This is a genomic window from Clostridium sp. RTP31139st1_H3_RTP31139_211217 (assembly GCF_040227035.1).
Taxonomy (GTDB): Bacteria; Bacillota; Clostridia; order Clostridiales; family Clostridiaceae; genus Clostridium; species Clostridium saudiense.
This window is the reverse complement of the sequence record NZ_JBCOAB010000027.1, coordinates 1-24,772: the sequence shown is the minus strand read 5'-3', so window position 1 is coordinate 24,772 and position 24,772 is coordinate 1. Positions and strand designations below refer to the sequence as shown.

The following is a 24,772-nucleotide window of genomic DNA, read 5'->3' as shown; positions in this document are numbered from 1 at the left end:
TTTTAATAATTAAATATTTTATTTTATTGAATAAAATTAATACTATTTTATTTTATTGTTCTTATAACTCCTGCGCAATTCCCCACTTTTCATGTTTCTTATACATATTTACTTTATTAATCTATTATTAATCCATATTTGTTAGCTATATCAACATATTTCATTAATACATGCTCCTCTTTATAAAATATAGGAAACCTCTTATTGTAGTTACCCCATATAGTGCACTCTTCTTTAGTAAAATATATACTTGAAAATAATATTTCATTTGAATTCAATCTACTTATAAAAGGAACACTGTCTAGAGTCAAGTAATAATAAATTCCACCAGTTGTATTCTTCTCTTTAAATGACTCTATAAATTTCCTATCATCTACACTTACCATCTCTACTAGTTTAACCTTGTCTTCTTCAGACAAAGAATTATAATAAAAGTCAACATAAGAACTATTAAGTCCATTTAACTTTACAGCTTCTTGTAAAAAGCAAATCATTCCCCTTTCAAAATTTTCCTCATTTATTGCACTTATTGTTTTATTCTTATATCTATTAAACCCCTCAGTAATATTATTAAATTTAATTTCAACTTCTTTTTTAAAAACATTTTCTTTAACTGAAATAAGCATTTTTCATCACCTTATATTTTCTAATATTTATATTAATATTATATTTATAATTTTACATATATACATTATTAAAAACTTTTTTTATCATATAATTATAAAATCGGTCATAATGAACTATATAATATTATTACACTAAAGTTCAAAATGCCGATTTTATAAAAACTATATTATTATAAAAAGTTATATTTGTTTAATTTTCATAAGTTCTTAAAATTCCTTCTGCAACAACTTTTCTAGTTGATCGCATATCCATTGCTTGTTTTTCTATATATCGATGAGCTTCAGCTTCAGTCATATTTAAATATTGAATCAATATACATTTGGCTCTATCAATCATCCTAATATCCTCAATTTTTTGCAAAAGCTTATTATTTTCCTTCTTCAATCTGCACATTTTATTATATGTAGCATTTGCTATTTTCAATGCACTCCAAAATATAGTTCTATTCATAGGCTTAGCTATTGTAATTACTCCAAGCTCTTCTACTTTTTCACTTACCTCATCATAAATATCTGTTCTAACAACAAGAATTACTTGTCCAATTCCGTTAGAAACTATATCTTTTGCAAATTCATCCCCAAATTCATCTATTAATGGTGCATTTATAATACATAAATCAAAATCTCTTTCAACTAAAAGTCTCCTTGCTTCCCCACCATTTGTTACTGTAACAATTTCCCCATAGGAATTTTGAGAGAGCACTTCAGTAAAAAATGACATTCCCTTTTTACTGCTCGATACTATTAGAATACTATCCAAAAATTACGCCCCCTTGCATTATCTATATTTCATGGCCTACTAATTGTTAAAATAATGTTAAATGTATTCAAAATATAGCCTTTTCATTTTTTCCTTTTCTATTGACTTATTATATTGATCAGCTTCAATTTCCTTTAACTCTATATATCTGTCTAAAACATCACTACCTATTATACTTCTAATAAATTCACTATTCTTTGCAATATCTAATGCTTCTTCTAGTGTTTCTGGCAATACTTCTATATCCTTTAATTTCTCTTCATCTAATGTATATAGATTTTCATTTATTTCCTTTGGTAACTTAAGTGAATTCTCTATTCCATATAATCCTGCTCCAAGTATTAATGAAAATGCTAAATAAGGATTTATAGCTGAATCAGGTGATCTTAATTCCATTCTTGTTTTTTCACCAGTCGCTGCTGGTATTCTAACTAACTGTGAACGATTCTGATGTGACCATGAAACATATTTAGGCGCTTCAAATTTACCAAATCTTTCATAAGAATTAACGATAGGGTTCAAAAAGGCTGTAATTTCTCTTGTCTTACTTAATATTCCCGCTATAAAACTTTCAACTTCTGCCTGTTGTCCATTTTCCTCTTTAAATATATTAGTACCATTTTTGTTTAATGATATATTTATATGCAATCCATTTCCACTCTTATTACTTATAGGCTTTGGCATAAAAGATGCATAAAGTCCTGATCTAGCAGCAATGGCTTTTACTACAGATTTGAAAGTTAAGAAATTATCTGCAGCATTAAGTGAGTCACTGTATTTAAAATCTATTTCATTTTGTCCTGGGCCTTGTTCATGATGTGAACTTTCTGGTTTAATCCCCATCTCTTCTAAGCAAAGGCAAATTTCCCTTCTAATATTTTCTCCTTTGTCAATTGGTGCCATATCAAAATATCCACCTTTATCATGAGTAATATAAGTTGCTTCACCATCTTCATCTGTTTTAAATAAATAGAATTCACACTCTGTTCCTATGTATGGTGTATACCCCTTCTCTTGACATATCCTAACAACTTTTTTTAAGATGTTTCTACTATCATATAAAAACTCTTCTTTATCTGGAGTTTTTATATCACAGAAAAATCTTACTACTCTACCTTGTTGTGGCCTCCATGGAAGAACATTAAGAGTATCTGCATCAGGAAATAATAATAAATCTGATTTTGCAACATCACCAAATCCTCTAATTGCTGAAGCATCAAATGAAACTCCTTCTTTAAATGCTCTTTCTAATTCATCAGGCATTATAGAAATATTTTTTTGTGTTCCAAACATATCGCAAAAAGCTAATCTAATAAATTTAACATCATTTTGTTTAACAAACTCCAAAACCTCTCTAACTGTATATGACATATCTCTTCCTCCAGTTATAATAATCCTATATTTTTTTACGCAAAAAAGCATCCATCAAATATTTTTAGTGTCTACAAACTTATTCATAAGTAATAATTAATCTTTAGTAGTTTTTGCAAATTTAACTTTGATTACATCTTATGATTTAAAAAAGTACTTCTAAAAAACATTTGATGAACGCCTTTGTCCATTTCTAATATTATACAATATAAGCTATTTTTTATCAATAAACTTCCACTCAAAAAATATTTTCAATTTTTTTCTAAAAAAGTATTTACATTTCATTATTTTGGACATATAATACTTACATAAACAGCAAAGGCGCTGTGGACAAATGATTGTCCACGGTGCCTTTTTTTATTTGAAGGGGGTTATAATTATGAAAGATATACCAAATTTATTTGGAAGCTTAGTTTTTAATGATAGTGTTATGAAAGCAAGGTTACCAAAAGAAACTTACAAATCACTTAAAAATACTATTCAAGCTGGTAAACCACTTGACTTAGCAGTTGCTAATGTTGTTGCTAATGCAATGAAAGATTGGGCTATAGAAAAAGGTGCAACACATTTTACTCACTGGTTCCAACCAATGACTGGCATTACAGCTGAAAAACATGATAGCTTTATTTCACCAGATAAAAACGGAAATATTATAATGGAATTCTCAGGAAAAGAACTTATCCAAGGTGAACCAGATGCTTCAAGCTTTCCATCAGGAGGCCTTAGAGCTACATTTGAAGCAAGAGGATACACTGCATGGGATCCTACATCATATGCATTTATTAAAGATGGAACTTTATGCATCCCTACAGCATTCTGCTCATATAGCGGTGAAGCTTTAGATAAGAAAACTCCAGTATTAAGATCAATGCAAGCTTTAAATAAGCAAGCTTTACGTATATTAAAATTATTTGGAAAAGATGATGTAAAAAAAGTAATTACTACTGTTGGTCCTGAACAAGAATACTTCTTAGTTGATAAGGAAATGTATGAAAAAAGACCTGACCTAGTATTTTGTGGTAGAACTTTATTTGGTTCAAGACCTCCAAAGGGACAAGAAATGGAAGATCACTACTTTGGAACTATCAAACCAAGAGTTTCTGCATATATGAAAGAACTTGATGAAGAGCTTTGGAAATTAGGTGTTTTAGCTAAAACTAAACATAACGAAGTTGCCCCAGCTCAACATGAATTAGCTCCTATATTTACTACTACTAATATAGCAACTGATCATAACCAATTAACTATGGAACTTATGAAATCTATAGCTAACAAACATGGACTAGCTTGCTTACTTCACGAAAAACCTTTTGCTGGTGTAAATGGTAGTGGTAAACACAACAACTGGTCAATTTCTACTGATACAGGTGTTAATTTATTAGAACCTGGTGATACTCCAGCAGAAAATGCACAATTCTTATTATTCTTAACGGCAGTAATTAAGGCAGTTGACGATTATCAAGATTTACTACGTGTTTCTGTTGCAAGTGCAGGAAATGACCATAGATTAGGTGCAAACGAGGCTCCACCTGCTATAGTATCAATGTTCTTAGGCGATGAATTAACTGAAATATTAAAGTCAATTGAAAATGGGACTACTTATATAGCAAAGGAAAAGAGCCCAATGGAAATTGGTGTACGTGTATTACCTAAATTCTTTAGAGATACTACAGACAGAAATAGAACTTCACCATTTGCATTCACAGGTAATAAATTTGAGTTTAGAATGCTTGGTTCTACTTTCTCAATTGCAGGCCCTAACATTATATTAAATACAATAGTAGCTGAAGAATTAAGACAATTTGCTGATACACTTGAAAAGAGTTCTAACTTTGATGAAGATTTAAATACACTAATTAAAAATACAATAAAAGATCATAATAGAATTGTATTTAATGGAAATAACTACTCTGATGATTGGATTAAAGAAGCTGAATCAAGAGGTCTTTTAAACTTAAAGACTACTCCAGATGCTCTTCCTTACTTTGTAAGCAGTAAAAATGTTGATTTATTTACTAAACATCATGTATTCTCTGAAAGCGAATTATATTCAAGATATGAAATACTACTAGAAAACTATAGTAAAACACTTCATATTGAAGCATTAACTATGATTGATATGACTAAAAAAGATATTATTCCAGCTGTACTTGAATATCAAGGTGAAATTGCTAGAATAGCTAATGGTAAAAAACAATTAATGCCTAATATTCAATGCTATTTAGAAGAAGAACTTCTTAATAAAATTTCAAAATTAGGAAACTCTCTATATAGCAAACTTGATGATTTAGAAAAATCTGTATTAGAAGCTAAAACTCATACAGATCCACTTGATACAGCTAAATACTATAGAGAATCAGTATTTATTAATATGCAACACTTACGTGGTGTAGTTGATGAGCTTGAAACTTTAGTAAGTAAAAAGTATTGGACTCTCCCAAGCTACGGAGAATTACTATTTAGCGTTGATTAAATAATATAAATGCACAATGGCGTGTATTTTACTTTAGGGATATCCCCTATAGTAAGATGCACGCCATATTTTATTTTCTTATTTATAAAAAAGTTAAAAATAGTTATAGTTTAAATTATACTTACGGATGATACCATTATAAAATCTAGCTATTATATATTTGAAAATATTACTTTTATGAGATTTAAATAATCATCATCTCTGTCTATTAAACTATTAACTTTAAATAAAAGGGGGTATTATTAATGTATTCAGCATTAGACACGATTTGGACTTTATTAGGAGCTGCACTAGTATTCTTTATGCAAGCAGGTTTTGCTATGGTAGAAACAGGATTCACTAGAGCCAAGAACGCAGGTAATATTATAATGAAAAACTTAATGGACTTTTGTATAGGTACAGTAGTATTTTGGCTTATAGGATTTGGGCTTATGTTTGGTGGAGATGGTGCTTTAATAGGAGGACTTGACTTTTTTATACAAGGTGATTATAGTTCTTCAATTCCAACTTTTGCATTTGTTATATTCCAAACAGTTTTCTGTGCAACTGCTGCTACTATAGTATCAGGAGCTATGGCAGAAAGAACTAAATTCTCTTCTTATTGTATATATAGTTTAATAATTAGTGCTATTATTTATCCTATTTCTGGACACTGGATCTGGGGTGGTGGATTCTTATCACAACTTGGCTTCCATGACTTTGCTGGTTCTACAGCTGTTCATATGGTAGGTGGGGTTGCTGCTTTAATTGGAGCAACAATACTTGGCCCTCGTATAGGTAAATATTCTAAGGATGGAAAAGCTCATGCTATCCCTGGTCATAATTTAACAGTTGGTGCTTTAGGTGTGTTCATACTTTGGTTTGCATGGTTTGGATTCAATGGTTGTTCTACAGTTTCAATGACTGGAGATGAAGCAATAGTTACTGCAAGTAAAATATTCATGACAACAAATATAGCTGCTGCAGTTTCAACATGTGTAGTTTTAATAATAACATGGATCAGATATAAAAAACCTGATGTATCAATGACATTAAATGGTTCATTAGCAGGTCTTGTTGCAATAACTGCTGGTTGTGACTTAGTTAGTCCAGTTGGTGCATGTTTCATAGGTATTTTCGCTGGATTTGCTGTTGTATTTGCAGTTGAATTTATTGAAAAAAAATTAAAAGTCGATGATCCTGTTGGTGCAGTATCTGTACATGGTGTCTGCGGTGCTCTTGGTACTATTTTAACTGGTTTCTTTGCAACTGAGGGCGGATTATTCTATGGTGGTGGATTCAAATTCTTAGGTACTCAAATCTTAGGTGTTATTTGTGTTATTGCTTGGGTTGCTATCACTATGACTATTGTATTTACAGTAATCAAGAAAACCATTGGTCTTCGAGTATCAGAAGAAGAAGAAATTGAAGGTCTTGATAAGAAGGAACATGGTCTTGAAAGCTGTTATCCTGACTTTATGGCTGTAGGAGCTTCATATTCAGGTATTACCTTAAATCAATTATCAGCTTCTACCGTTCCTGAAAATACTACTATTGATAATACAGACACAATTCCAGTTGTTTATAATACATCTAAAACTGATGCTAAATTCACTAAGGTTGTCATCTTAACAAAACAAGATAGATTTGATAGATTAAAAGTTGCTTTAGATAAATTAGGAATTACTGGTATGACTGTTACCAACGTTTTAGGATATGGTATGCAAAAAGGATCTACTGATTACTACAGAGGTGTTCCTTTAGACGAAGTTACTTTATTACCTCAATTAAAAGTAGAAATTGTTGTATGTAAAATTCCAGTTGATACTTTAGTTAAAGTTATTAAGAAAGCTTTATACACAGGCAAAATTGGTGATGGTAAAATCTTCGTTCAAGATGTTGAGAATGTTATTAAAATTAGAACCAACGAAGAAGGTTATGATGCACTACAAGATGATGATGAAAAGTAAAAATATAGAACTGTATCAATTTTGATACAGTTCTTTTTTTATTTATCTACTACTATTTTTTTACATATAATATTGCATTTTATCCACATGCCATTAAATATAATCCACAAGCTTAATTTAACAATTAACATTTGTATGTTAATAATCTACAGAATAAAAAAAGAAACTCAATTGAGTTTCTTTTTTGGTGGCTTACCGGGGAATCGAACCCCGGACACCTTGATTAAAAGTCAAGTGCTCTACCGACTGAGCTAGTAAACCAAAACTGGTGCGTGTTAAGAGATTCGAACTCCTGGCCCACGCCTTAGAAGGGCGTTGCTCTATCCAGCTGAGCTAAACACGCAAATTAAGATATTATTAACTCCATATTTCTATTAGTTTATAATACTTTAAAATGGAGCGGGTAGTGGGAATCGAACCCACCTTTCCAGCTTGGAAGGCTGGAGTATTACCGATATACGATACCCGCATATGGTGACCCCTAGGGGAATCGAACCCCTGTTACCACCGTGAAAGGGTGGTGTCTTGACCGCTTGACCAAGGGGCCAGATCAACATGTACTGCTGACTACTTTTTGTATATTACAGTGTTTTTAGACAAAAGTCAACACTATTTTCAAAAATTTTTATAAAAAATTTAAAAGATTTTAATGTAAACATTTTTATCAAAGAATTTTAACATATTCTTCCTGAGTATCTATATCAACTAACTCAATTTCATCATTAATATTTACAAGTTGAAAATCATTTAAATGCCCCTTTATTATTTTTTTACCACCAATATCCCCTTCAAGTGATAATAATTCATTAATATACTTTTTAGAAAAGATAACTGGATTACCTTTATTATTTCCACTTCCCACGCAAACTATACCTTTATCGCTATTAATAAATGTATCTTTAACTAAATTTAATGTTTTTAAAGACATGAAAGGCTGATCACATACCATAAACATATATCCATCAGCATTTTTATCAAAACTTATTCCTAGCTTTATAGAACTAGAAATTCCTAAATCACTATTATCATTCATTACAACATTAATTTTAGTATTTTTTAAATTTTTTCTTATTTCTTCATATTGAGTTACACATATTATTTTATTAACTTCAAGATTAAGTGCCTTTTCGACTACATGCATATAAATAGGTTTACCCTTATATAAAGCAAGCAACTTATTTCCATTAAATCTCCTACTATTACCAGCAGCCAATAAAATTAAATTTATCTTCATAAAACCAACCTTTAATTTAGTTAATAGTTAAGAGTTAATAGTTAGGGATGAAACTCCTATCGGAATTTCTAAAAATATATATTTTCAAATTCAGCTCAATCTAAATTTATTCCTAAACTATTAACTCAAAACTCTTAACTCTTAACTATTTATTAATCATTCCCATAACTATTTTTTCAGATGTTATTGGTAGTGTTCTTATATTAACTTTTGTTGCATTGTATACTGCATGTGCTAAAGCTGGAGATGGCGTATTAATAACTATCTCTCCAATAGACTTAGCTCCAAATGGCCCTGTTTGTTCATAGCTTGATTCAAATTCAACTCTAATGTTTCCAACATCAAGTCTTGTAGGTATTTTATATTGAAGGAATGAATCATTTCTCATCTTACCCTTTTCAGTGTAAGTAATATCTTCATAAAGTGCCATACCTATTCCTTGCGCTATTCCTCCTTCTGCTTGGATTCTAGCTAAATTAGGATTTACAACAGTTCCACAATCCACTACTGCTACATAATCAATTATATCAACTTTTCCTGTTAGCTTATCTACTTCAGTTTCAACTATTCCAACCATGAATGGAGGTGGTGAAACTTCTGAATAATGTGATTCACTTTCACTTATAGTATTAAATCCGCCAACTAAAGTATTATTTGCTATATCAATTAAACTTATTTCCTTTTCATCTACTAGTGAAAATACTTTTTTCCCATCAAACTCTAAATTATCAATTGAGCATCCAAGTGCCTTTGATGCTTCTTCAATAATTCTTTTTCTCATCTTTTCACAAGTTTTAATAACAGCTCCACCTGTTATATATGTAGTACTAGATGCATAAGAACCAGTATCATATGGACTTTGGTCTGTATCAACACCATGTACAATTATATTATCTATATCACATTCTAAGCAGTCAGCTGCCATTTGAGCTAATATTGTATCACATCCTGTTCCCATATCAGCTGCACCAATCATTAATGTATAGAATCCATCATCATTAAGCTTTATTTCAACAGCCGCAGTATCTACTGACGATATCCCTGACCCTTGCATAGCCATAGCAACCCCAACAGATCTAACCTTGCCATTCCCCATATCTCTACAAGGATATTTATTATCCCAATCTATCATTTCTTTAGCTCTTGATAAGCATCTATCTAATGCACAACTATTGGCCGGTTCATTATAATATGCAGGCATTATTTGCCCCTCAGCAACCATATTCATTTCTCTCAGTTTAATAGGATCGATATTAAGCTTATCTGCAAGTTCATTTACAGCTGACTCTAAAGCAAACAATCCTTGAGTTGCGCCATAACCTCTATAAGCACCAGCTCCCATAGTATTTGAATAAACAACATCATATTCAAATTTATAAGCCTTTGCTCCATTATAAAGAGGCATTGATTTATGACCTGATAATCCTACAGTAGTCGGTCCATGATCACCATATGCTCCTGCATTAGATAAAGTATACATATAAATGGCCTTTATTATACCATTTTCATCTGCTCCTAATCTAACCTTTATCTCCATTTCATGTCTTGGACTACCATTAGTCATACTTTCTTCTCTTGTATAGACTATCTTTGCTGGTTTTCCAGTTTTCATTGTAACTATCGCTGGGAATATTTCAGCAACAACACTTTGCTTTGCACCAAATCCTCCACCTATTCTCGGTTTAATTACTCTTATTTTAGACTTTGGAATATCTAATGCATTTGATAATATACGTCTTACATGGAAAGGAACTTGAGTTGCACTTGTTATATTTAATCTTCCATATGTATCAAGTTCTGTAAATGCTCTGAAAGTTTCCATCATAGCTTGGCTATTTGCTTTTGTATGATAAGTTTGTTCTATTATATGAGCACATTTATTTAACTCTTCTTCTACATCTCCATAAGCAAAGTCACCCTTTGAACATATATTTCTATCTTTATCTACATTAATCCAGTCATTTAATGCAATAAAATCATCTTCTGGATGAACTATAATATCATTATCTATAGCTTCCCTAAAATCTAATACTGCATCTAAAACCTCATATTTAACTTTAATTAAATTTAATGCTTTATTTACTGCCTTTTCATTTTCCCCAGCAACTATTGCAACAGGATCTCCTACACATCTAAGTCTCTTATCTAAAATCAATCTATCATATGGACTTGGTTCAGGATAAGATTGACCGGCTGTTGTAAATCTTTTTTGTGGAACGTCCTTATAAGTTAAAATACATTCTATACCTGGAACTTTACTTGCTATGCTTACATTTATATCCTCTATTAAAGCATGAGCATGAGGACTTCTAAGTACTTTAACTATTAAACAATTACTTGGAGCTATATCATCTGTATAAACCGGCTTACCAGTAAGTAATGACATAGCATCCTTTTTTCTTATACCTTTATTAACATATTTCATTATTAGTCCTCCTTTTTAGCTTCTAAGAAATTCTTAATTGCTCTTAATTGGCTCATATATCCTGTACATCTGCAAAGATTCCCAGCTAAATAATGCTTAATTTCATCTTCCGTTGGATTAACCAATTCATTTTTCATCGCTAATACATTCATCACAAATCCTGGGCTACAGAATCCACATTGCTCTGCTCCTTGATCTGCCATAAAAGCACCAAATTCTTCTGCTTCCTCTCTTAATCCTTCAAGAGTAGTCACTTTCTTTCCATTTGCCTTCATAACAAGAGTGCTGCATGATAAAACAGGTTTTCCCTCTAAATGAACTGTACATAAACCACAATTTGCAGTTTCACATCCTCTTTTTACACTAAAGAAGCCCTTACTTCTTACATAATCAATTAATAACATATCTGCTTCTACATTGTCTTGAAAAAGTTTATTATTTATCCATAGTTTAATTTCCATAACTTCCTCCTGTAATTTCAGAAATTCCTCTGTTTATAAATACCTTAGCTAATATTTGTCTATACTCTTTACTTCCTCTCATGTTACTATCAAATTTAACATTTTCTATAACATATTTAACTACGTCATCAATTTCTTTTTGTGTTGGAACTTCACTTAAAATTTCTGTTGCATTTACATTCATAGCTTTTTGAGGTCTAGCTCCAATTACAATATTCCACTTATTATCTAATCTAGATATAGCAACTGCTAAAGTAGGAATATCAGTTGCACTGTTTCTATGAGTTAAATAAACAGCCTTTCTATTATCTTTCTTTATTATAATTCTTACTAAAATATCATTATCATAAGGCATGTCTCTATATTTAGTAAGAGGAATAATTCCACCATTAAATAATTCTACATATGTATCTAATGATAAAAGTGCTGTTAATATATCTGAAAATCCAAATCTTGAATAAATACTTCCACCAATAGTAGCGCAATTCCTAAATTGAACTCCAACTATATGTATAACTGATTTTGCTATTATCCCATTAAAATAAGAATTTAAAGATTCATTAACTTCTAACTGTCTTAATGTGCACATACAGCCTATTTTAAAATATTCTTCGTCTTCCTCTATTTTGTCTAATCCTAATTCTGATAAATCAATGGCAGTTTGAATGTTTCTTCCACCCATCTTTAACCAGCCTATTCCCCCTAAAATAACATTGTTCTTTTTTTGATTTAGTTCATAAGCTTCTTCTAAACTTTTTGCTACTACATAATTCCTAATCGTAAACAATTTTTTCTCCTCCTATAGACATAACAAATGGGCCATATCAAATTATTCGATATAAGCCCTTTTTATATTTTTTATACACTTACTGCTTTATTTTCTACCTTATCTTTTGGTAATACTAAATTTAATATTGTTGCTATAACGAATGTCATTATTATACCATTTTGTGCAAATATGTTGCTAACCCAAGTTGGTAATTGTGCTAAGGCTTCTGGAACATTACCTATTCCAACACCAATTCCTATTGCTAATGCAACTATTAAGCCGTTTCTACCATCTAACTTTTCTCTAAATAATGACTGTAATCCACTTACAAATATCATAGCAAACATTATAACTGCTGCTCCTCCTAGAACTGATTGTGGCATTACTGAAAGTACTGCACTCAATTTTGGGAAAAATCCAGCTAATATTAAAAATACTGCCCCAGTCATAATAACAAATTTATTTACAACTTTAGTTACAGCAACTAGTCCAACATTTTGGCTAAATGAAGTATTTGGAGCAACTCCAAAGATAGCTGCTATAAAACTTGAAACTCCATCAGCAACTACACCACCTGATAATTCTTTGTCAGTTGCTTCTCTATCAAGTCCACCTACTGCTATTGCAGAAATATCCCCAATTGTTTCTACTGTAGTTGCAATATACATTATTGCCATTGAAATAATTGCATCTAACCTAAATTCAAATCCCATAGCAAATGGTTTAGGTAAACTTATCCATGAAGCTTCTTTTACAGCTGTAAAGTCAACCATTCCCATTACTATTGATAATATGTATCCAACTATTATTCCTATTAAAATAGCTGATGTTTTTATAAACCCTTTAGTAAAGTTTTGTAATACTATTATTACTAAAATTACCACTGTTCCAACTATTAAATGTTTTGGTGATCCAAAATCAGCTGAACCAGCTCCACCAGCAAAATATTTAATACCTACCGGAAGTAATGAAAGTCCTATTGAAATAACAACCAAGCTTGTTACTATAGGTGGAAATAATTTTCTTAATGGCTTAATGAAGAATCCCAAAACCATTTCTAATACTGCCCCAACTAATGAAGCTCCCATTATAGCGGAATATCCATACGTTGCACCTATAGCATTTTGTGTTCCTATAAATCCTGAACTTGTTCCCATAACTACAGGTAATCCACTTCCTACTCTAAAAAATGGATATAATTGAATTAATGTTGCAATCCCTGCAACAAACATTGAATTTTGGATTAACATTGATTTTGTTTCTAATGGAATATCTAAAAGCCCACATACTATAATAAGTGGTGATACATTTCCTAAGAACATTGCTAATACATGTTGAATACCTAATGGAATAGCTTGTTTTAAAGGTACCCTTCCTTCTAATTCATAAATACTTCCTGTTTTCATCCTAAATCCCCCTATAAGTATTAATATAAATCGCGAATATTTTTTATTTTTTGTATATTTAATGTACGTAAATCCTACTTCATGATTCTATCATACTTTTTCTAATTTGTGTATAAAAATATATTTATTTTTAGATTTTTTTGAAATTTTTAGGTTAAAAAATATATTTTAACGGCAAAAACACAAAAATTAAAAGACAAACTACCTTTAATAGTTTGTCTTTTGCTTTTTCAGAAAAAATTTAATTTTTAAGATTATTTTTCGTTTTTTACTTTATATATTCTAAAAGTACCTTTATGGTTCCACCACAAGCCATCCCTAACTTTGCTGCTACTGAATTAGATAAATCATAACTTTCAATATATGATTTTTCTTGCTTTATTAATTCTAAAGCTTTTTCGTATGCAGCATTTTCTACACTTCCACCACCAATGGTTCCGATCAATTTCTTATCATCTGTAACTAGCATTTTTGCACCTACTCCTCTAGGAGATGAACCTACTTTATCTAAAATGCTTACCAATACCATCTTTTTATTGCTTTCATTAATGGTATTTAATATTTTTTCATCTACATTTGATAAATTACTTTTATTTTTTATTTCTATAATTTGCGCTGCTATACTTATTGCAATTTCAGCAGGCGTTTGAGCTCCTATATTTAATCCAATAGGTGCATGAATTTTTTCAATTTCTTTTGAACTATATCCTTTTTCCACTAACTGTCTTACTGAATTAGCTACCTTTGCTTTACTACCTATCATACCTAAATATTTATATTCTTTATTTAAAATTGATTCAATACATATTTGGTCTGCTCTATGTCCCCTTGTTACAACCACAAAATAGGAATTATTATCATAGTTTATCTCTTCAAGAGCTTCATTAAATTTCTTACATATTACCTTATCTGCTGATGGAAATCTTTCAGTATTTGCAAATTCCTCTCTATCATCTATTACTATAACATTAAAATCTAACATTTTTGCGACTTTATATAACTCTAAAGATATATGTCCACCACCACAAATAACTAATTTAGGCTTAGATGCAATCTGTTCTAGCATTATTTTATAAGAGTTATTAATATCAAATACTTTGTTAGTTTCTTTTAAATCTAAATTCTCAATAATCTCTTTATATTTTTCTCTATCTCTTTCATCCTCAAATATAAATTCATTATCAACTTTTAATATTTTCTTACCTATATCTAAATCATTAACGGATTCTAAAATTGTAAATATAAATAAATCTTTTTTACTCAATAAATTTTCTTTTACTACTTTGTAAAATTTCCTTTTCATACCTGCCCCCCGGAAGTTATTATATTTAAATTATTATTTATCTAAAACATATCCATATGCTCTTATTTTTCCATCTTCTTTTTCAAGATAAACACCTTGAATTTCTGGCGCAAATCCTGGGAATCTATTAATTCCTTCCTCTAAAATTGAAAAATATTTTTGAGCAACATTATTCCATCTTTCACCTGGCACTACACAAAATACTCCTGGTGGATAAGGAAGAGCTCCTTCTAATGCTATTTCTCCAACTATATCACTTAATGGAACTAACTTAGCATTATTTCTTTTTAGTTCAATACTGGCTTCATTTGGATTTATTACATATTCTGGCAAATAATCTTTTCTAAATAATAATTTTTGATAAGTTTTTGCATCATTTTTCTTATAAAAATCATGCATTTCTTGACATAATCTTCTTATTGTATATCCTTTATAACGTTCTTCATATTTAGCATAAAGTTTTGGTAAAACTTCATTTAATGGAGCATCTTCTTTTATAAGATTTTCAAATCTTACTAAATGATCTACAAGACCTTTCATTTTTGAAGTACTTTCTGCTGGTGTTAATAAAAATAATATTGAATTTAAATCATTTTTTTCAGGTACAACTCTATGATCTCTTAAATAATTAGCAAGTATTGTTGCTGGAATTCCAAACTCTTCATACTCACCAGTTTCTACATCTATTCCCGGAGTTGTTAACATAAACTTATTAGGGTCTACAAAATATTGATTTTCTCCATATCCTTCAAAAGAATGCCACTTTTCTCCCGGATAGAATTTAAAGAATTCTATATTATTCGCTATTTCTTCTGTAGGATAATCTTGCCATGGCTTTCCATTAACCACAGGAGGTATAAATGGTTTTAATAATTCACATCTTTCTAATACATCTTTTCTTGCTTCAACTCCAACCTTTATACAATCTGCCCAAAGTTTCTTTCCTGCCTCTCCATCTTGCATTCTTGCATTAACATCTAATGCTGCAAATAGTGGATAAAATGGACTTGTTGATGCATATAGCATATAAGCATTATTAAATCTTTTATGATCTACATAACGTTTTTGTCCTCTAAGATGACTATCCTTTTTGTGAATTTGAGATGTTTGTGAAAACCCTGCTTGTTGCTTATGAATAGATTGAGTAACTAATATTCCTGGATCATCAGGCTTTAACTCTAATAATAATGGTGAACACTCTCTCATCATTGGTATAAATTGCTCATATCCAACCCAAGCAGAATCAAATAATATATAATCGCAAAGATGCCCTATTTTATCAACAACTTGTCTTGCATTATATATAGTTCCATCATAAGTTCCAAGTTGTATAACAGCTAATCTAAATGGTCTTTTTTCCTTAGCTTTTTCACTATCTACTTTAGCTGCTTCTTCTCTTAAGTATTTTTCATCAAAACAGTGAGCATCTATTCCTCCTATAAATCCAAAAGGATTACGTGAAGTTTCTAAATATACTGGCTTTCCAGCATTTGAAACTAATGCTGAATTATATATAGACTTATGATTATTTCTATCAAATAAAACTAAATCTCCTGGAGAAACTATTGCATTTATTACTACTGAATTAGAAGTACTTGTTCCATTCATTACGAAATAAGTCTTGTCTGCATTATATACTTTAGCAGCATAAGTTTGAGCTGACATAGCTGGACCTTCATGTATTAATAAATCTCCTAAGTCAACATCCGCATTACATATATCTGATTTAAATATATTTTCGCCAAAGAATTCATACATAGCTCTTCCAGCTGGATGCTTCATGAAATATTGACCACCTTGATGCCCTGGACATGCAAACTGTAAATTTCCTCTTCTTGAATATTCACTTAAAACATCAAAAAATGGTGGCAATATCTCTTCTTCATATTTATCTGCAACCTTATTTAACTCTTTACTAAATTCTTCCTCATTCAATTCATTGATCTGTATTATTTTATGTACTTTATTTTTAATTTCATTATCAAATTCATCTGTTTCTGCTAATACAAATATTTCTATTCCAAATCTTGTATCATATATATCATTTATACTTTCTATATCACTTTCATTTACTACAGCAGCTGCTACATCAGTATAATCAGTTGTACCAACTTCTATGGTCTCCCTATCTGTAAAAAAGTAATTTCTAGTTCTTTCGGTACAAGCAATCTTTAATGATTTCATGCCTATTCCCCCAATCTTTTTAGTTTATATATTTATAATTTACCTAATTAGTAAAATATATTATAATATAGTTTATTAATTATCATCATAATTATATAGTTAGCATTTTTCAAAGTAAATGATATAAACTCAATATATAAAAAATAATTTTAATTTTGGTCAAATATTTATAATCATTTACATTATTTTATAAAAATAGCTAGATGATTAATCACCTAGCTTACTTCTACTTATTATTTTTTCACATATTGTCTTTTAATTTTTTGAGACGTTGTCTTTTCAAACTCATCTTTTCTTATATATACTTTATTAATTCTTTTATAGCTTGGTAATTCCCTATTATATTTATCAACAATATTTTGAATTTCCTCTTGAACATTTTTTACTTTCTTTTTGTCTAAATAATCATAATCTGGAAATACCTCTGCTTTAATTACATCTTTCTCTTCACTAACTACAATTTCTTTAAGCATTCTATTCTCTAAAAGTCCATTTTCTAATTCTTCTGGCGATACATTTTCACCATTAGCTAAAATTATAAGATTTTTTCTTCTTCCAGTTATATAAAGATAATTATCTTCATCTATATAACCTAAATCCCCTGTTTTAAGATATCCATTAACTAATGTTTCTTTTGTCTCTTCAGGCATTTTATAATATCCCATCATGACACTTGAACCTTTTACGTATATTTCTTCATCTACAACTATAGCTTCACAATTTGCTACAAGTTGCCCTACAGATTCTTTTTTTACTTTTCCAGGTAGATTAGTACTTATTACAGGAGAACATTCAGTCATACCATAGCCTTGTATTACATCTATTCCAAACGCCTTAAAGCCATCAATATACTTTGGATTCAAATATGCACCACCGCTATAAATAGTTTTTAGTTTTCCTCCTAAAGCAGCCCCTGCAATAAGCTTTTTAGGTAACATCACACTAGCATCCATAAGTTTGTTATACAATCCTTCTATTACCATAGGCACAAGGCACATTACTTCTGGTTTAAATAAACTTAAATTTTTAGAAAATCTTATCATAGAATCATTTATACATATACAAAGTCCACAATATATGCCCTTTAATATATCCATAGTAAAACAAAAAACATGATTGATAGGTAATACTGTCATTGATACGGTTCCTGGTTTAAGTTGCATATCACAAACTGTTGCATTATCAGAAAGATTTCTATGATTAAGCATTACCCCCTTACTTTTTCCTGTAGTACCTGATGTAAATAATATTGTACAAAGTTTTTCATTATCAATATCCATTGAAAATGGACCCCTATTATCCCCCATTATTTCATTCAATGATAAAGCAAATTCATTATTAAGACTTTCTGTCATTGAAATTATATGTTTTATTTTGTGGCATTTTTCCTTAACTGCTTTAGCTACATCTATTCTATTATTATCATATATTAAAACTTCTGAGTCAGACCTTTCTATAAGTTCACACACATCACTTACTGGTAATTTATCATCTATGGGAACAATCACCCCACCAGAATTCACAACCCCAAAGTAACTTATAATCCATTCATAAGATGTAGAACCTATTATTGCCACATGTTTTCCTAACATGTTTAAAGACTTTAATGCATTACTTACAGTTTCACTATCCTCTTTTAAATCCCTATAACTTCTAGTTTCAATCTCTTTTTTACTAATTTTATATTTAAATGCTACACTATCACCATAATTACTTGCTGCATAATTAATTATATCTTTCATATTTTTAATATCGTTCATCAATATCCCCCCAAGCTATAGATATTATATATTCTTTATCCCTTATACTTACCTTTTCTTGTTTAAACCTAAACCCATTTAAGTTGCAATCAATATCATCTTTAATATCAAATTCAATATTTTTAATACCATAAGATAATCCATGACCTATATTTTTTAACAATGCTTCCTTCAAAGTCCATATTCTAAAAAAATATTCATTTCTATCCATGTTTAAAGAACTTAATTGAATTTTTTCTTTTTGTGTTAATGCTTTATTTACTATAAATTTATTAGCTTCCTTAATATCCTCAATATCGATACCTACATTTCTTTCACTTATAATACAAACAACAATATTATCACAATAACTGATACTAAAAAAAGGAGAACCTTTTTTTAAACATGGCTTTCCATTTAAACCAATCATATACTTCAGGTCCTCTTTCTTTAAACGAAACTCTTTTATTAAATTTTCTTCTAATAAATTAAATGCAGCTTTATGAAGTTCTTTGTTTTTTTGTACCTTTGAAAGATTTTTATCTAAATTAACTACTTTATGCAAATACATTTTCTTCTTTAAAATTACTTATATAATCTAGTAAATCTGCTATTGAAATAAGTTTAACTATTTCTCTTTCATCTAGCTCTACATCAAATTCCTCTTCTATTTCTCCTATAACACTCATAAATTCATAAGAATTTAATCCTAAATCTTCAGCTAATCTTGTTTCTAACTTAATTTCATTACTATCCATATCTATATAATCACTTAATATATCTTTAACTTTATTAAATATCATAATAACCTCCACACTTATACACTTTCAATTATTTCCCCAATACTCTTATAAGGATTTTTAATTCCTTCAAATAAAATCTTACATATATAATAATACATATACTCTAATTTTTCTGGCGTAACTCTTCCGGTTTTATATTCAAAACTAAAGTTCAATCCATTATCATTTGATCTATGCATTACTGTTAAATATAGAGTATGTGCACAAGCTCCATTCGAATACCAATTGGTTTTATAATCAATACCACTAAAATCTATAGTTTGGCCAGTTCTTTGTTTTACGTCTTTCATAGTTAAAGGCTGATAAGTTAAACTAAGTGGCTCATAAGTTTGACCTGGTTCATTATTATAAAAGCTTGTTCTATAATTTAAGTACTCAACAGGATTATAATTAGCATGTCTAAACAGGTTGTTTTGAGCTTCTCGTATTTTTTCTATGCCTTCCATAAATGTTTCTTCTTTATTAACAATTGTTCTACATGGGAAACAATGCACTCTTGTTCCACCACTTTTCTTTTCTGATATTGTAGCTCTTCTTGCTACTGTACTCATTATTGAAACATCATCTTGATAGTTAAATTTCTGAAGATAAGTTCTAAGACCCATCATTAATAAACAAACCATCGGTACTTTATTATTTTCACAAAACTCTATTAATCTATGTGATGGCTCTGCTTCTAAACTAAATACTGTAATATTAGCATCTACATTATCACTTACATTAGTAACATTTCTTACACTATCATCACCACGTTTATGTCTTTCTTCTAATAATCTTTCTATTCCATTAATATCATTGTAAATCGGTTCTGACATTTCAATTAACTTTTCAAAAAACACTCTATCTCTTTCCTTAAATTTAGAACCTGCCTCATATTCTAAATCTTTTTCTAGCTGATTTATATATGAAGCCATATTTTGGGGATATTCTACACCTTCATATCTCTTATGGCAATAAATTTCAATTATATCCTTCATAAAAACTATTAAGCTTTGAGCATCCATAGTCATATGATCTACTAATAAATATATTCCCTTATAATTATCCGGAGTAATAATCATTACTATCCTATTTAATGGCTTATCTTCTCTATCAAATGGAGTTTCTGTCCACTCTCTCATTTTAGCCTCAGCATCTTCCATTCTCCATGATGAAAAATCAAAAAATTCAATATCTCGTTCTTCCTTGTCTGCTACATATTGAAATACATTTCCTTCTGAATCAGTAACAAACCTAAGCCTCATAGATTCACATCTTGAATAGGCTTCATATATAGATTCCTTTAAAATATCAAAGTTAATATCTTCTTTTATAGTTAAGCTTGTACCTATATTCAATACTTGCTTTTTAGGACAATATCTCAATGTAAAAAAGTGTAGCTTTTGTGCATATGTTAATGGATATAATTTTTTCTCTGTCATTTCGTTAATCATTAATAATCACTTCCTTATTTGATAAGTATCTTTCTATAAAATCTTTAACTTTTTTTTCATAATTTATTGTGTCCTTATAGTAAGATTCAGCATGTCCTGCATCTTTAACTATAAGTAATGCCTTTGGCGAAGCACAATTTTTATATATTTCTTTACTCATACTACATGGAACAAAGGTATCATTATCACCATGTATAAATAGTATTGGAACCTTTGCTTTCTTTACTTCTTCAGCTGAATTACATTCATTTAATCCATATCCAGCAATACTTTTACTAATACTATTTGCTATATTAATTATTGGATACGGTGGTATATGGTACATGTCCTTTAAAACATCAACAAATACTTCCCAAGCTGAAGTAAATGCGCAATCAGATATAATGCCCTTTACATTGTTAGGAAGTTCAAGTCCACTTGCCATTAATACCGTAGCTCCTCCCATTGAAATACCATGTAATAGTATTTCACAGTCATCACCAAATCTTTCTATAATATAACTTATCCAACATAATAAATCATATCTATCCAAACATCCAAAACCAATATACTTTCCTTCACTTCTTCCATGAGCTCTAGCATCTATCATTAAAATATTAAAATTCATATCTAAATAAAATTTTGATATAGCAGCATGGTCACTTATTCCTGCATTACTTGAATATCCATGTAAACAAATAACTATTTTTTTTGAATCGTTTTTAGGAAATAATATACCATGTAATTTTAAGCCATCATTTGACTTTACATAAACGTCTTTATGTTCTTGATTAATAAGCCAATCTTTCCTCTTTTTAATTTCAGGAATATACTTAACCCAATTAGTTCCTGACATCTTTTTTGTTCTTTCAACATCAGCCCTTCCCCTTACTAAAGTTCTTTTTAGTAAGTATGAGGCTATTGCAACTTCTCCTACTGTAAAACATACTACTCCACCAATTAATAATTTCCTTATCAAATTACACCTCTCAATTAGTGAAATTTTGGCCAAAATTTACTTATATTATTTTTTATTAAACTCAAATAAATCTTTATCATCCAATATATCTGCTACTGCAGAATCATATTGCTTTAGTTTTCGTATTGCCATTTCTAAATTATTTATTGTATTTTCGATTTTCTTTTTTATATATTCTGTATACCTACACATTAAATCTCTGCGCTCATCTATAGTTTTATCACCTTGTAGATATAATTGAATATATTCTTTTATATTTGAAATAGGCATATCAATATCTCTAAGATTCATAAGCAGTCTTATCCATTCTAAATCTTCTTCTGTATATTTTCTTACACCATTTTCATCTTTTTTTACAAATGGTGTTAATCCTTCTTTGTCATAATATCTAAGAGTATATATTGAAATATTAAGTTTTTTTGATGCATCTTTAATCAAATATTCCATTTTATCCCTCCTATTAGTTCATTATAAGTGGTAGAGTGTACTCTATGTCAAATAATATATTCTTTCCTTAATCATCAAATTAATGATTTTTTCGATAAATTTCCTAGGAAATATCCATAATACTTTAATACTTTTTGTCATCTAAACCTTTACTTTGATTATCAAATATTTTCAATAAAAAAGAGAAAATAATTTTATTAACTATTTTCTCTTCTATGCTAATATGTAATTTTATTTTCTTATTTATCTTTTTTAGACTCTGGAAGATTATCTGCTACATACTTATGAATCTGATTTATATGTCTATTATTTAATCCTATAAATTTAATATTATAAAGATATGTATCATTTTTATAACTAATTCTTTTTTTTAATATCTTAGCTTTTGATGAGTATGATTGTCCTTCTATTTTGAATAACACCCGTATATCCTTACTTTTTATATTTTCATCGGTCTCAATCAACATCCCACCTGAACTAATATCAATAGTATTAGCACTATATTTTGCACTTTCTGCTGGTAATATAGTATATTTTAAATCTAATATTAAAGGTAATCTATTACTTTTTCTTCGTTGTTTTTCTTGTATTTGTGAATTTATTTCTCCCCTATAATATACTATTTGTCCTCGTACTATTTTATTTGTGATTAATAATTCTGTTGTATATAGTGACTCTGATGATATAAATTCTATCCTAATTATAGTATCTTCTTTAAATCTAACTATTTGATATTCATCTGTTGGACATCTAAAAATTACTTCTCTCTCATCAAAGCTTTCAACATATGTTGTGTATTGCCTCCCATTATATCTTACTCTTAATGATAAATTTAAATCATTTTTTAATTGCTGTTCATATTTTTTAATCGACTTATCAATATTTTTAATCGAATTCTTATTAAATAAGCTTAACATAATTCCCCCTACCTCTTTTATTCTAATATAATTACCCATTTTACCTTTAAATTATAATTTATTCCATTTTTATTATATATTATCATTAAATATACAATCAAATAATTTATTTATAATATATCTATGTAGTAGTACATTCAAATTCAAGGAAATAAATGTTAATAGCTTATTAATATATCAATTAGCAAAATTGTGAATATTAAAGTCCTAAAAATGCAATACTCATTATGTTATTTTATTATTTCTTGTGGATTATTGAATCCATACTTAATATATTATAAAATTAAATTAATAAATTATGGTATATAAATATCTATACATCCTTTTATATACTTTTAGGAGGCTTTATTATGTCAAACGAAAAACCATTACCAGCTTGTCCAGTAGAAACTACATTATCCCTTATAAGTGATAAATGGACTGTTGTAATTATTAGAGATTTATTAACTGGAACTAAAAGATTCAATGAACTAATGAGATCAGTAACTGGAATTACTCAAAAAGTACTTACTAGTCACCTTAGAAATATGGAGGCTAATGGTCTTTTAGTGCGTAAAGTTTATCCTGAGATACCTCCTAAAGTTGAATATACTCTTACCGAAACAGGCTATAGTTTAAAGCCAATTCTAGATGCTATGTATACCTGGGGTGAGAACTATAAATCTAAAAATATATAATAAAAAAACAAAGTGACACTTATAAAAGCATCACTTTGTTTTTTTATTAATTAAAGGTTATATTCCTTTGGTGGATTTCCTGAAAAATCAGCAATAACAGCATGTGCATCTTTTAAATAAAATACTTCGAATATTGGATTATCAGCACTATTATATTGTCCTTTGACAATTGGATTAGACATACATCCTTCTTTAACTTCCTTATTATCTTCAAATACCGCTTCCCCATTTAATCTTATCCAAGCATAACTAGGACTTGAAACCGAAATTTCAATTTTAGGATTAACTTGTATATCCTTATATACATCCTTTTGATTATTTGTGCAGAACCATAATTTATTATCTTTTTCAAAACAAAACATAAATGGACGGCACTTTGCTTTTCCGTCTCTTCCTATTGTTGCTAAGTATTGTACCGGGTTTTCTTGTAAAAATTCAACTACTTCTCTCATATCTTTATCTCCTTAATCACTGAAAATACTATTAATAATTTAGAAATTTTATTATTGGTGGCCACTTCCTATATTTGTATTATATCTATTATTCCAAGCAGTGAGAAGAACGCACTTTAAAGTGGCATAAGTACCTTTCAGTAATATAGTTTCCTAGAAGTAATCTAGTTTCTTCTATCAACTATAAAATTATATTATTATCTGGTCCATACACAGATTTCAATTATAATTTCTTAAAATCTCTATAACCTTTACCTTAATATTTAAAGTATATATAGTATATTCCATCACTTTATTTACTTTTTTCTTATGATAAATTACAATATCAAGTGCAACACTAATTAATTGCAAAAAAAATAACCCATACGGGTACGTTCATGTTAAA

The 24,772-nt window shown here is 29.3% G+C and carries 21 protein-coding genes and 4 tRNA genes; 3 read left to right on the top strand and 22 right to left on the bottom strand.

All coding sequences use genetic code 11. The features are described from left to right. Window positions 1-116: 116 nt before the first annotated feature. The 3 genes from ABUA17_RS11865 to glnA form a co-directional block, all read right to left on the bottom strand. Window positions 117-626, bottom strand: coding sequence for a hypothetical protein (locus tag ABUA17_RS11865; protein ID WP_195952442.1), 510 nt, complete (start codon window positions 624-626; stop codon window positions 117-119). Window positions 627-816: 190 nt separating this feature from the next. Continuing rightward, the gene (locus ABUA17_RS11860) at window positions 817-1,386 is read right to left on the bottom strand and encodes an ANTAR domain-containing response regulator (RefSeq protein ID WP_042402323.1); all 570 of its coding nucleotides are present in this window, start codon (window positions 1,384-1,386) and stop codon (window positions 817-819) included. Window positions 1,387-1,443: 57 nt separating this feature from the next. Beyond that, window positions 1,444-2,757 (bottom strand): type I glutamate--ammonia ligase, encoded by a 1,314-nt coding sequence (gene glnA, locus ABUA17_RS11855; RefSeq protein ID WP_042402326.1) that lies wholly within the window; start codon window positions 2,755-2,757, stop codon window positions 1,444-1,446. 379 nt (window positions 2,758-3,136) lie between these two features. Between glnA and ABUA17_RS11850 the strand changes: the two genes are divergently transcribed. Together ABUA17_RS11850 and ABUA17_RS11845 are read left to right on the top strand one after the other, a co-directional pair. Next, the gene (locus ABUA17_RS11850; protein ID WP_042402329.1) at window positions 3,137-5,230 is read left to right on the top strand and encodes a glutamine synthetase III family protein; all 2,094 of its coding nucleotides are present in this window, start codon (window positions 3,137-3,139) and stop codon (window positions 5,228-5,230) included. Between the two features lie 245 nt (window positions 5,231-5,475). After that, window positions 5,476-7,179: an ammonium transporter gene (locus ABUA17_RS11845; protein WP_195951328.1), complete on the top strand. Its 1,704-nt coding sequence runs from the start codon at window positions 5,476-5,478 to the stop codon at window positions 7,177-7,179. A gap of 185 nt (window positions 7,180-7,364) precedes the next feature. Here ABUA17_RS11845 and ABUA17_RS11840 read toward each other — a convergent pair. The 18 genes from ABUA17_RS11840 to ABUA17_RS11755 form a co-directional block, all read right to left on the bottom strand. Further along, window positions 7,365-7,440: transfer RNA gene (locus ABUA17_RS11840), tRNA-Lys, on the bottom strand. A gap of 5 nt (window positions 7,441-7,445) precedes the next feature. Beyond that, a tRNA-Arg gene (locus tag ABUA17_RS11835) sits at window positions 7,446-7,522 on the bottom strand. Window positions 7,523-7,574: 52 nt separating this feature from the next. Beyond that, window positions 7,575-7,648: transfer RNA gene (locus tag ABUA17_RS11830), tRNA-Gly, on the bottom strand. A gap of 3 nt (window positions 7,649-7,651) precedes the next feature. Continuing rightward, window positions 7,652-7,726, bottom strand: a tRNA-Glu gene (locus tag ABUA17_RS11825). Between the two features lie 117 nt (window positions 7,727-7,843). Next, the gene (locus ABUA17_RS11820; RefSeq protein WP_154821265.1) at window positions 7,844-8,413 is read right to left on the bottom strand and encodes a nucleotidyltransferase family protein; all 570 of its coding nucleotides are present in this window, start codon (window positions 8,411-8,413) and stop codon (window positions 7,844-7,846) included. A gap of 145 nt (window positions 8,414-8,558) precedes the next feature. Further along, window positions 8,559-10,838, bottom strand: coding sequence for a xanthine dehydrogenase family protein molybdopterin-binding subunit (locus ABUA17_RS11815; RefSeq protein ID WP_042402338.1), 2,280 nt, complete (start codon window positions 10,836-10,838; stop codon window positions 8,559-8,561). A 2-nt stretch (window positions 10,839-10,840) separates the two neighbouring features. Continuing rightward, complete coding sequence (locus ABUA17_RS11810) at window positions 10,841-11,299, bottom strand: (2Fe-2S)-binding protein (protein ID WP_042402340.1); 459 nt, start codon at window positions 11,297-11,299, stop codon at window positions 10,841-10,843. Next, window positions 11,289-12,086 carry an FAD binding domain-containing protein gene (locus ABUA17_RS11805; protein ID WP_042402342.1) on the bottom strand — a complete coding sequence of 266 codons (798 nt, stop codon included), beginning with the start codon at window positions 12,084-12,086 and terminating at the stop codon, window positions 11,289-11,291. Before ABUA17_RS11805 ends, ABUA17_RS11810 begins: the two co-directional genes overlap by 11 nt. 71 nt (window positions 12,087-12,157) lie before the next feature. Further along, the gene (locus tag ABUA17_RS11800) at window positions 12,158-13,474 is read right to left on the bottom strand and encodes a uracil-xanthine permease family protein (protein ID WP_042402343.1); all 1,317 of its coding nucleotides are present in this window, start codon (window positions 13,472-13,474) and stop codon (window positions 12,158-12,160) included. 268 nt (window positions 13,475-13,742) lie between these two features. After that, on the bottom strand, window positions 13,743-14,777 hold the full coding sequence (locus ABUA17_RS11795; RefSeq protein ID WP_154821267.1) for an XdhC family protein: 1,035 nt from the start codon (window positions 14,775-14,777) through the stop codon (window positions 13,743-13,745). 33 nt (window positions 14,778-14,810) lie between these two features. After that, a complete protein-coding gene (gene speC, locus ABUA17_RS11790) occupies window positions 14,811-16,961 on the bottom strand; it encodes an ornithine decarboxylase (protein WP_042399711.1) in 2,151 nt (716 codons plus the stop codon). Window positions 16,962-17,194: 233 nt separating this feature from the next. Continuing rightward, entirely contained in the window at window positions 17,195-18,721 is a 1,527-nt protein-coding gene (locus ABUA17_RS11785; RefSeq protein ID WP_154821268.1) for an AMP-binding protein, read from the bottom strand. Further along, window positions 18,708-19,265 (bottom strand): 4'-phosphopantetheinyl transferase family protein, encoded by a 558-nt coding sequence (locus ABUA17_RS11780; RefSeq protein WP_042399717.1) that lies wholly within the window; start codon window positions 19,263-19,265, stop codon window positions 18,708-18,710. Before ABUA17_RS11780 ends, ABUA17_RS11785 begins: the two co-directional genes overlap by 14 nt. After that, window positions 19,258-19,503: an acyl carrier protein gene (locus ABUA17_RS11775; RefSeq protein ID WP_052330704.1), complete on the bottom strand. Its 246-nt coding sequence runs from the start codon at window positions 19,501-19,503 to the stop codon at window positions 19,258-19,260. The genes ABUA17_RS11780 and ABUA17_RS11775 overlap by 8 nt, the downstream gene beginning before the upstream one ends. Window positions 19,504-19,517: 14 nt before the next feature. After that, entirely contained in the window at window positions 19,518-20,936 is a 1,419-nt protein-coding gene (locus ABUA17_RS11770; protein ID WP_078061350.1) for a condensation domain-containing protein, read from the bottom strand. Further along, on the bottom strand, window positions 20,929-21,894 hold the full coding sequence (locus ABUA17_RS11765; protein WP_042399720.1) for an alpha/beta hydrolase: 966 nt from the start codon (window positions 21,892-21,894) through the stop codon (window positions 20,929-20,931). The genes ABUA17_RS11770 and ABUA17_RS11765 overlap by 8 nt, the downstream gene beginning before the upstream one ends. 45 nt (window positions 21,895-21,939) lie before the next feature. Continuing rightward, window positions 21,940-22,341, bottom strand: coding sequence for a MerR family transcriptional regulator (locus ABUA17_RS11760; protein WP_042399724.1), 402 nt, complete (start codon window positions 22,339-22,341; stop codon window positions 21,940-21,942). A 239-nt stretch (window positions 22,342-22,580) separates the two neighbouring features. After that, window positions 22,581-23,258, bottom strand: coding sequence for a flagellar brake protein (locus tag ABUA17_RS11755; RefSeq protein ID WP_042399726.1), 678 nt, complete (start codon window positions 23,256-23,258; stop codon window positions 22,581-22,583). 350 nt (window positions 23,259-23,608) lie between these two features. Here ABUA17_RS11755 and ABUA17_RS11750 point away from each other — a divergent pair, with 350 nt between their 5' ends. Further along, window positions 23,609-23,935, top strand: coding sequence for a winged helix-turn-helix transcriptional regulator (locus ABUA17_RS11750; RefSeq protein WP_042399729.1), 327 nt, complete (start codon window positions 23,609-23,611; stop codon window positions 23,933-23,935). 50 nt (window positions 23,936-23,985) lie between these two features. Here ABUA17_RS11750 and ABUA17_RS11745 read toward each other — a convergent pair whose 3' ends face one another. Then, a complete protein-coding gene (locus ABUA17_RS11745; RefSeq protein ID WP_042399732.1) occupies window positions 23,986-24,387 on the bottom strand; it encodes a pyridoxamine 5'-phosphate oxidase family protein in 402 nt (133 codons plus the stop codon). Between the last annotated feature and the right edge of the window lie 385 nt (window positions 24,388-24,772).

Excerpts from the sequence above, each read along its gene's own strand:
- speC (WP_042399711.1), bottom strand. The coding sequence starts at position 16,961 with ATGAAATCATTAAAGATTGCTTGTACCGAAAGAACTAGAAATTACTTT.
- ABUA17_RS11845 (WP_195951328.1), top strand. The coding sequence starts at position 5,476 with ATGTATTCAGCATTAGACACGATTTGGACTTTATTAGGAGCTGCACTA.
- ABUA17_RS11750 (WP_042399729.1), top strand. The coding sequence starts at position 23,609 with ATGTCAAACGAAAAACCATTACCAGCTTGTCCAGTAGAAACTACATTA.
- ABUA17_RS11755 (WP_042399726.1), bottom strand. The coding sequence starts at position 23,258 with ATGTTAAGCTTATTTAATAAGAATTCGATTAAAAATATTGATAAGTCG.
- ABUA17_RS11795 (WP_154821267.1), bottom strand. The coding sequence starts at position 14,777 with ATGAAAAGGAAATTTTACAAAGTAGTAAAAGAAAATTTATTGAGTAAA.
- ABUA17_RS11810 (WP_042402340.1), bottom strand. The coding sequence starts at position 11,299 with ATGGAAATTAAACTATGGATAAATAATAAACTTTTTCAAGACAATGTA.
- ABUA17_RS11850 (WP_042402329.1), top strand. The coding sequence starts at position 3,137 with ATGAAAGATATACCAAATTTATTTGGAAGCTTAGTTTTTAATGATAGT.
- ABUA17_RS11745 (WP_042399732.1), bottom strand. The coding sequence starts at position 24,387 with ATGAGAGAAGTAGTTGAATTTTTACAAGAAAACCCGGTACAATACTTA.
- ABUA17_RS11800 (WP_042402343.1), bottom strand. The coding sequence starts at position 13,474 with ATGAAAACAGGAAGTATTTATGAATTAGAAGGAAGGGTACCTTTAAAA.
- ABUA17_RS11770 (WP_078061350.1), bottom strand. The coding sequence starts at position 20,936 with ATGATTAACGAAATGACAGAGAAAAAATTATATCCATTAACATATGCA.
- glnA (WP_042402326.1), bottom strand. The coding sequence starts at position 2,757 with ATGTCATATACAGTTAGAGAGGTTTTGGAGTTTGTTAAACAAAATGAT.
- ABUA17_RS11815 (WP_042402338.1), bottom strand. The coding sequence starts at position 10,838 with ATGAAATATGTTAATAAAGGTATAAGAAAAAAGGATGCTATGTCATTA.
- ABUA17_RS11820 (WP_154821265.1), bottom strand. The coding sequence starts at position 8,413 with ATGAAGATAAATTTAATTTTATTGGCTGCTGGTAATAGTAGGAGATTT.
- ABUA17_RS11760 (WP_042399724.1), bottom strand. The coding sequence starts at position 22,341 with ATGGAATATTTGATTAAAGATGCATCAAAAAAACTTAATATTTCAATA.
- ABUA17_RS11775 (WP_052330704.1), bottom strand. The coding sequence starts at position 19,503 with ATGATATTTAATAAAGTTAAAGATATATTAAGTGATTATATAGATATG.
- ABUA17_RS11865 (WP_195952442.1), bottom strand. The coding sequence starts at position 626 with ATGCTTATTTCAGTTAAAGAAAATGTTTTTAAAAAAGAAGTTGAAATT.
- ABUA17_RS11785 (WP_154821268.1), bottom strand. The coding sequence starts at position 18,721 with ATGAACGATATTAAAAATATGAAAGATATAATTAATTATGCAGCAAGT.